Raw genomic sequence first — 7,579 nt, 5'->3', positions numbered from 1 at the left:
CGCGTGCCCCCCCGAGCCACGGTTTTGGTTTCGGCGGCGCCCCGCCCCGGCCGCCCCCTGCTTGGGGTGGGGGGGGGCCGCCCCCCGGGGGGGGGGCGGGCCGACCGGCGCCGATTCCCGCGGGTATCGGCTACCGGGGGCCGGGGCGGTGTCCGTGGTTGGGGCGGCCGTGGTCAGGGCGGCCGTGCGGCCGCGTCGGCTTGGGCTTGGGCTCGACGCGCTTGACGGTGGTGGAGCTGCTGGCAGTGCCGGTGGCGATGGTGGTGGTGCCGCCGCCGGTGATCGTGGCGGTGTTCGTCACCCGGGATGGAGCGTTGGAGGCCACGTCGACGGTGAGGCTGATCGGCGGGTAGCTCTCCCCCGGCTCCAGGGCGTCGGTGCGTGTGCAGGTGAGGGTGCCGAGATCGCAGGTCCAGCCAGTGCCGGAGATGCTGACGGCCGTCTGCCCGGGGCCGAGGGTGTCGGTCAGGGTGACCGTGGTGCCGTCCGTGGCCTGGCCGCCGGTGTTGGTCGCGGTCAGCGTGTACGTCCCCTGGCCGGCACAACCCAGGAGGCCGATTCACCGTCTTCCTGGTCCCGCCCATCCAGGGAAAGGTTTTCGCCATGCCCGTGGCCAGATCCGGTTTCAGCATCCTCTCCGAGGACTTCGCCACCGATCCCTACCGCTCCTTCGGTTGGCTGAGGGAACAAGCGCCGGTGCACCACGAGTCGTCGATCGACAGCTACTTCCTCTCTCGCCACGAGGACGTCACGCGGGTGCTGACCGACCATGAGGCGTTCAGTACCGAGATGTTCCAGGTGCGCGCCGAGCCGGTGATGCGCGGACCCGTACTCGCACAGATGACCGGGGCCGAGCACACGGCGAAGCGGAAGATCATCGTCCGCGGCTTCACCGGGGACGCTCTGCGGGAGCAGATACGCGCCATCCGCGCCAATGCCGCGGAGCTCATGGCCCCGTTCCTCACCCGGGGGCGGGTGGATCTCGTCAACGACTTCGGCAGACCTTTCGGCGTGAACGTCACGCTGGACGTGCTCGGCTTGGACAAGGCGGACTGGCGGCAGGTGGCAGCCTGGCACAGCGGGGTCATCGAGTTCATCACCAGCCTGGATCTCACCCCCGAGCGGCATCGGCACTGCCTGGACTGCGCCGAGCAGTTGGAGGCGTACCTCGTCCCCGTCATCCGGCAGCGGCGCCGCCACCCCGGCGATGACCTCATATCCCGACTGTGCACGGCCGAGTTCGACGGTATCGCCCTGAGCGACCGCGAGGTCACCGCGCTGATCATCAACGTACTGGCCGCATCGACCGAGCCCGCCGACAAGACCCTCGCCCTGCTCTTCAGGCATCTGATCGACCACCCTGAGCAGTTGGCCCAGGTCCGCCAGGACCCGGAGCTGCTGCCCGCCGCCATCGCCGAGACCCTGCGTTACACCCCACCGGTCCAGCTCATCCCCCGCCAGGCGGAGCGGGACGCCGTGTTCGCCGGTGTCACCATCCCGGCCGGTGCCACGGTCTTCTGCATGATCGGCGCGGCCAACCGCGACCCGGAAGCCTTCACCGCTCCGGACACCTTCGACATCCACCGCCCGGACCTGAGCACCGCACGCTCCTTCACCGCGGCCGCACAGCACCTGGCCTTCGGTACCGGACTCCACCAGTGCGTCGGGACCGCCTTCGCTCGCGCCGAGATCGAGACCGTCGCCGGGATGCTCCTCCCCCTGCTCGAAAAGGTCCGCTACAGCCCTGGATTCCGATACCGGGAGACCGGCCTGTACACCCGCGGTCCCTCCGCGCTGTCCCTGGACTTCACGCCCGTACTGGATCGTCAGGGTCTCTGAGCAAGGAGGGATGGGGAACCATCGTGGTGTCCGTTGGAGAGAGACTGAGCAGCGCGCGAGACCGGGCCTTCATCGGCCGGGACGAGCAACTGGAGCGCTTCGGGCAGGCTTTGGACGGCGATCCGCAAGCGCCTTTCGCCTTCTATGTGTTCGGCCCCGGAGGCATCGGGAAGTCGACCCTGTTGCGGCGGCTGGCCGACAACGCCCGTACGGCGGGACGGCTGCTCGTGGAGTTGGACGGCCGCTTCGTCAGCCGCGATCCGGCAGACTTCGAGCGCGGGGCCGGCCCCTTCCTTGACGTCCCCGGCACGGTGCTGGTCGTGGACTCCTTCGAGCACTGCCAATGGCTGGAGAGTTGGCTGTGGCACCACTTCCTGCCCCGGGCGGCGGAGAGCACCCTGGTCGTCCTGGCCGGCCGGGTCGCTCCGCAGCCGCAGTGGACCGCCGACCCCGCGTGGACCGGGCTGCTGCACGTCACCGAACTGGAGCCGTTCTCCGAGGAGCAGGCCCGGCGTCTGCTGGCCCTGGCCCGGATCCGGCCGGAGCTACGGGACCGGGTGCTGCGCTTCGCCGGAGGCAACCCGCTGGCCCTGTCCCTGGCTGCTGCCGCGGGGTCGGCCGGCTGCGGCAGGGAGGAGATCTGGGCGCCGTCGGCGGACATCCTGCGGACCCTGCTCACAGGCTTGATCGGCGAGGTGCCCACCGCCGCCCACCGCCGCGCCCTGGAGGTGGCCGCCCAGGCCTACTCGACGTCCGAGGAACTTCTGTCCTCCGTGCTCCCCGACGAGGACGCCCATCTGCTCTTCTCCTGGCTGCGGGACCTGCCCTTCATGGAGTCGACCCATCGCGGGCTGCACCCGCACGACGCCGCACGCGAGACGCTGGCCGCCGACCTGCGCTGGCGAGCACCCAACGCCTTCGCGACAGTGCGCCAGCGGCTTGCGGACGAGTATCTGCGACTGCTGCGCGAAGCGCCCGACGAGCGGGTGTGGACCGTCACCGACGAGCTCTTCTACCTCTTCCGGGAGGCGGCGATTCTGGCGCGGATTCGCACCTGGTCCCGCGAGGACGAGGTGCACGACCGCCCCCTGCACCCGGATGACATCGATGTCATGCTGCGTATGGCGGAGGAGACGGAGGGAGCCGCGTCGGCGGAGCTGGTTCGCTACTGGACGCGGCGCCAACCGGAGGCCTTCAGCGTCTACCGTCTTGTCAGCACGGGCCGCGTCGTGGCCTTCACCGCACGGCTCGCTCTGCCCGCGCCGCCCGATCCCGAGGACGTGGCCACTGATCCCGTCGTCGCCGCGGCCTGGGAGCACACCGAGACCGCCGGGCCTGTGCGCCCTGGCGAGCACATCGGCGTCAGCCGCTTCTCGATCTACCCGGAGCGCTATCAAGTCCCCTCGCGCGTCATCGACCTGAGCAGTTCCCGCGCCCAGGCGGAGTCGGCCCGTGCCCGCGGCCGCGCCTACGGTTTCGCTGTCTTCCGGGATGCCGAGACATGGGGCGAGCGTGTCAGAGGAACGCTCAGCGACACCGGGGCGCGACCGCGGGTCGGTGCGCACACCTACGGGGTGTTCTCCGTCGACTGGCGCCAGGAACCCGTCGAGACGTGGCTTCGGCGTTTCATCTCCGCCACCGAGGTGCCGGTCCGTTCAGGTCCGTCACCCATCTCACGTGCCGCGTTCGACCAGTCCGTGCGTGAGGCGCTGACGCACTGGCGGGACGCGGCCGGATTCGCCGCCTGTGCCCTGATGCGTACCCGGCTCGCCGCCGATTTCGCTGATCCCGTCGAGGAGTTGCGCGCGCTGCTGCGTCAGAGCGTGGACGATCTCGCGGGCGACCCGCGCGGGGTGAAGGCCCGCGAGGCCCTGACGGCGGGCTACTTCTCGGGTGCGCCGACGCAGGAGGCCGCCGCCCGCCGTATCAGCCTTCCGTTCGGCACCTACCGCCGCCACCTGCGCCAGGGTCTTGACCTGCTGTGCGAGGCACTGTGGCAGCGGGAACTGGACGGGCCCGCCGCCACTTCGTAGGCGGCGTCCGGCCGCCGGTGCCCAACCACCGGCGGCCGGGCATCTGGCCGCCGATGGACGTCAGACATCTGACGGCCGGTGGACAGGTGCGGACAGGAGTGGACAGCCCCCGCTCCTGTCCGGCCTGGAAAGTGGACAGTTCCCCGCACGAGTCTGTGCGCCATGAACCTCCACAGCACACCGCCCCGTTCGGGAGCCGTGCTCGCGGCACTCGCCGGGGCCCAGTTCACGGTCATGCTCGCCACCTCGATCGTGAACGTGGCGCTGCCGCAGATCCGCGTCGGAGTCGGCCTGTCGGACGGCGGCACCACCTGGGTGGTCAACGCCTACGGCCTGGCGTTCGGGGCACTGCTCCTGGCGGGCGGCCGGGCGGCCGACCTGCTCGGTCGGCGCCGGGTGCTGATGGCCGGTCTCGGGCTGTTCGCGGTGGCCTCACTGACGGCGGGACTGGCCGGCTCATCGGATGTGCTGATCGCCGCCCGGGCCGCTCAGGGCGTCGGCGCCGCCGCGATAGCCCCCGCCGCGCTCGCCCTGGCCATGGGCCTGTTCCCGTCCGGTGCCGGGCGCGGCAGGGCGCTGGGAGTGTGGGGAGCGGTCTCCGGCGCGGGAGGAGCGGGCGGTGTCCTGCTGGGCGGTGTCCTCACCCAGGCGTGGGGATGGCCGTGGATCTTCCACTCCGTCGCGTTCGGGACCGTACTGGTGCTCGCCGCGGTGGCGGCGCTCATACCGCGGGCGAGCAGTGCCGAGGGCGGGAAGTTCGACCTGCTGGGTACCGTCACCATCACCGTTTCGCTGACCTGCCTGGTGTGGGGTCTGACCACCGCACGCGGAAGCGGCTGGACGGACCCGGGCGTGCTTGGCGCCCTCCTCGGCTCAACCGTACTGCTCGGGGCCTTCGTCGTGATCGAGCGGCGCCGGTCCGACGCGCTGGTGCCGCCACGGCTGTTCCGTACCGGCCGGGTGGCGGCGGGCAATCTGCTGATGGCCCTGCTGGGGTCGGTCTGGATCGCCTTGTTCTTCTTCCTGCCGCTGTACCAGCAACAGGTCCTCGGGATGGGACCTTTGGCCACCGGTGCGGGCCAACTGCCGCTCGCGGCGGCGAATATGCTCGGCGCCTCGCTGGCCCCTCGGGTGTCCCGGCGCATCGGGGACTCCGCGACCGTGATCGCGGCCCTGCTCACCACGGCCGCGGGCATGCTGTGGCTGGCGCGGATCAGCGCCGACGGGAGCTACGTCGGCCACGTACTCGGCCCGAGCATCCTGATCGGCCTCGGTCTCAGCACGGCGTTCGTCCAGCTCACCGCACTCGCCGTGGGTGGCGTCCCGCCCCAGGACGCGGGCCTGGCCGGCGGCCTGGTGAACACCACCCGCCAGGTCGGCGGTGCCATCGGACTCGCCGCTCTGGCCACCCTGGCCGGCACCGTCACCACCCACGCCGCCGTCACTCGCACACCTCAGCTGGAAGCCGTCACCGCCGGCTATCGCGCCGCCTTCACCGTCTCGGCCGCGGTACTCACCGCTGCCGCCCTGCTCGCGCTGCTCCTCACCCGCCGCTCCGGATGGCAGCGGACCGTGGCGACCGCCCCCGCCCGCCGGTCTGCCGAGCCGCGCGCCTCCGCCGTCTCCTGAACCTCCCTGGCCGGCTGGTCCTCACTGACCGGCTGAACCGGTACTACGCAGCTTCACCCACCGGGCATCCGCCCCGGATGAAAGGAACCACGACCCATGGTCACCATCGACGAGACCGCCCCCGCCATCGTCCGTCTGAGCACCGAGATCGAAGCCCCGCTGGCCGCGGTGTGGGAGCTGCACACCGGCATCGCGGCCTGGCCCACCTGGAACACGGACATCGACCGGGCCGAGCTCAACGGCCCGCTGGCTCCCGGCAGCTCCTTCAACTGGCGCACCCACGGCATGGAGATCACCTCCACCGTGCACGAACTCGTCCCCGGCGAGCGGATCGTGTGGGGCGGGCCGTCCGCCGGCATCACCGGCATCCATGTGTGGACGTTCGAGCAGCACGGTGACCACGTCGTCGTCCGCACCGAGGAGTCATGGAGCGGCGCCCCGGTCGAAGCCGCGGTCGACGAGCTCTCCAAGGCCCTCCACGCCTCCCTGGAGAACTGGCTTCGCCAGCTGAAAGACCAGGCCGAGCACCGCATCTGATTGAACATCACACGACTCGACCGCCATACCCATTTCGGAGAAGAGAGCATCATGACCGCCCGAAAGCCCTACCTGACCGGCCACTTCACTCCTGTCGCCGACGAGGTCACCGCCGCCGAACTCACCGTCGAGGGCAGCCTTCCCCCCGAGCTGACCGGCCGTCTGCTCCGCAACGGCCACAACCCCAAGCCCGGCATCACCCCCACCCACTGGTTCAAGGGCAGTGGAATGGTCCACGGCATCCGACTCCGTGAGGGGCGCGCCGAGTGGTACCGCAACCGCTGGGTGCACACCCCCGCCCTCGACGGCGCCCCCTACATGACGGAACACGGCCCCGACCTGACCGCCAGCGCGGCCGGCACCCATGTCATCGAGCACGCCGGGCGACTGCTCGCGCTCTGCGAGGCGAACCTGCCCTTCGAGCTCACCCGGGAGCTGGACACGGTCGGCGCTTACGACTTCGACGGCAAGCTGCGCACGGCGATGACCGCCCACCCCAAGGAGGACCCGGTGACCGGGGAGCTCCACTTCTTCGGGTCCTCGCCGTTCCCGCCGTTCCTGATGTACTACGTCTCCGACGCCAAGGGCGAGATCATGCACAGCGCGGAGGTGCCGGGAGCCACCGCCGCGCTCAAGCACGACTTCGCCATCACCCGCGGCCATGTGGTTTTCGTGGAGGGCAATGTCACCTTCGACCACACAGAGGCGTCCGGTATCCCCTACGGCTGGAGCGACCAGCAGCCCGCCCGTATCGGTGTCATGCCGCGCGGCGACAACGGCGCCCGGCACATCCGCTGGTTCTCCATCGAGCCGGGCAACATGCTGCACGTCTCCAACGCCTATGAGGACACCCAGGGCCGCATCATCCTGGAGGGTCCCACCGTGGACCGGGAGGGCTTCCGGCTCTCCTGGAACTGGTGGATCGGCGCCCCCGGGCGCGGTAGCGAGCCCGTCGCCCGCTCCTACACCCGCCGATGGGTGGTCGACCTGGCGGCGGGAACCGTGGACGAGCAGATCGTGGACGACCTCCCGGTGGAGTTCCCGACCCTGAACGAGGAGTACCTGGGCGCCGAGAACCGCTACCAGTACGCCATCTCCTTCCCCGACGAGAACGGCCTCGGCGGCTACGGCATCGTCAAGTACGACCGCACCACGGGTGCCCGCCGCATCCACCAGGCAGGCGACGCCCGCATGCCCAGCGAGGCGGTCTTCGTACCCGCCGCCGGTGCCACCCGCGAGGACGACGGCTATCTGCTCACCGTCGTGTCCGACCTCAAGCAGGACGCCTCGCAGCTGCTGGTCATCGACGCCTCGGGGCTCGACCGGGTCGCCACCGTCCACCTCCCCCACCGGGTGGGCGCCGGGCTCCACGGCTCCTGGATACCCGACCACACCCTCGACGGCACCCGGAACTGACCTACCGGCCCCGGGGCACAGCCTGCCCCTGCGCGCCCTACCCGCCGGCCGACGCACAGCCGGGGCAGGGGGGGGGGGGGCCCGCGGGCGCCCCCCCGCCGCCGGCGGCCCGCCCCCCCCCCCCC

General features: G+C 71.0%; 6 protein-coding genes and 1 pseudogene. 5 read left to right on the top strand and 2 right to left on the bottom strand.

Annotated features, from left to right (window positions below):
* Positions 1-130 precede the first annotated feature (130 nt).
* Positions 131-301: a hypothetical protein gene (locus tag ACFWI9_RS13440; protein WP_387161545.1), complete on the bottom strand. Its 171-nt coding sequence runs from the start codon at positions 299-301 to the stop codon at positions 131-133.
* Positions 302-331: 30 nt separating this feature from the next.
* Positions 332-520, bottom strand: a pseudogene (locus ACFWI9_RS13435) (YncE family protein); the annotation flags it as partial.
* An 83-nt stretch (positions 521-603) separates the two neighbouring features.
* Between ACFWI9_RS13435 and ACFWI9_RS13430 the strand changes: the two are divergent.
* From ACFWI9_RS13430 to ACFWI9_RS13410, 5 genes are all read left to right on the top strand, one after another.
* Positions 604-1,839: a cytochrome P450, cyclodipeptide synthase-associated gene (locus tag ACFWI9_RS13430; protein WP_387161543.1), complete on the top strand. Its 1,236-nt coding sequence runs from the start codon at positions 604-606 to the stop codon at positions 1,837-1,839.
* Positions 1,840-1,865: 26 nt separating this feature from the next.
* The gene (locus tag ACFWI9_RS13425) at positions 1,866-3,872 is read left to right on the top strand and encodes an AAA family ATPase (RefSeq protein WP_387161542.1); all 2,007 of its coding nucleotides are present in this window, start codon (positions 1,866-1,868) and stop codon (positions 3,870-3,872) included.
* A gap of 162 nt (positions 3,873-4,034) precedes the next feature.
* A complete protein-coding gene (locus tag ACFWI9_RS13420) occupies positions 4,035-5,501 on the top strand; it encodes an MFS transporter (protein WP_387161540.1) in 1,467 nt (488 codons plus the stop codon).
* A gap of 96 nt (positions 5,502-5,597) precedes the next feature.
* Positions 5,598-6,038, top strand: coding sequence for an SRPBCC family protein (locus tag ACFWI9_RS13415; RefSeq protein WP_387161538.1), 441 nt, complete (start codon positions 5,598-5,600; stop codon positions 6,036-6,038).
* Positions 6,039-6,089: 51 nt separating this feature from the next.
* A complete protein-coding gene (locus ACFWI9_RS13410) occupies positions 6,090-7,454 on the top strand; it encodes a carotenoid oxygenase family protein (RefSeq protein ID WP_387161536.1) in 1,365 nt (454 codons plus the stop codon).
* Positions 7,455-7,579 lie beyond the last annotated feature (125 nt).

Source organism: Streptomyces sp. NPDC127084 (genome assembly GCF_042724175.1).
GTDB lineage: Bacteria > Actinomycetota > Actinomycetes > Streptomycetales > Streptomycetaceae > Streptomyces.
This window is presented reverse-complemented; position numbering and strand designations above follow the sequence as displayed.

Excerpts from the sequence above, each read along its gene's own strand:
- ACFWI9_RS13430 (WP_387161543.1), top strand. The coding sequence starts at position 604 with ATGCCCGTGGCCAGATCCGGTTTCAGCATCCTCTCCGAGGACTTCGCC.
- ACFWI9_RS13420 (WP_387161540.1), top strand. The coding sequence starts at position 4,035 with ATGAACCTCCACAGCACACCGCCCCGTTCGGGAGCCGTGCTCGCGGCA.
- ACFWI9_RS13415 (WP_387161538.1), top strand. The coding sequence starts at position 5,598 with ATGGTCACCATCGACGAGACCGCCCCCGCCATCGTCCGTCTGAGCACC.
- ACFWI9_RS13410 (WP_387161536.1), top strand. The coding sequence starts at position 6,090 with ATGACCGCCCGAAAGCCCTACCTGACCGGCCACTTCACTCCTGTCGCC.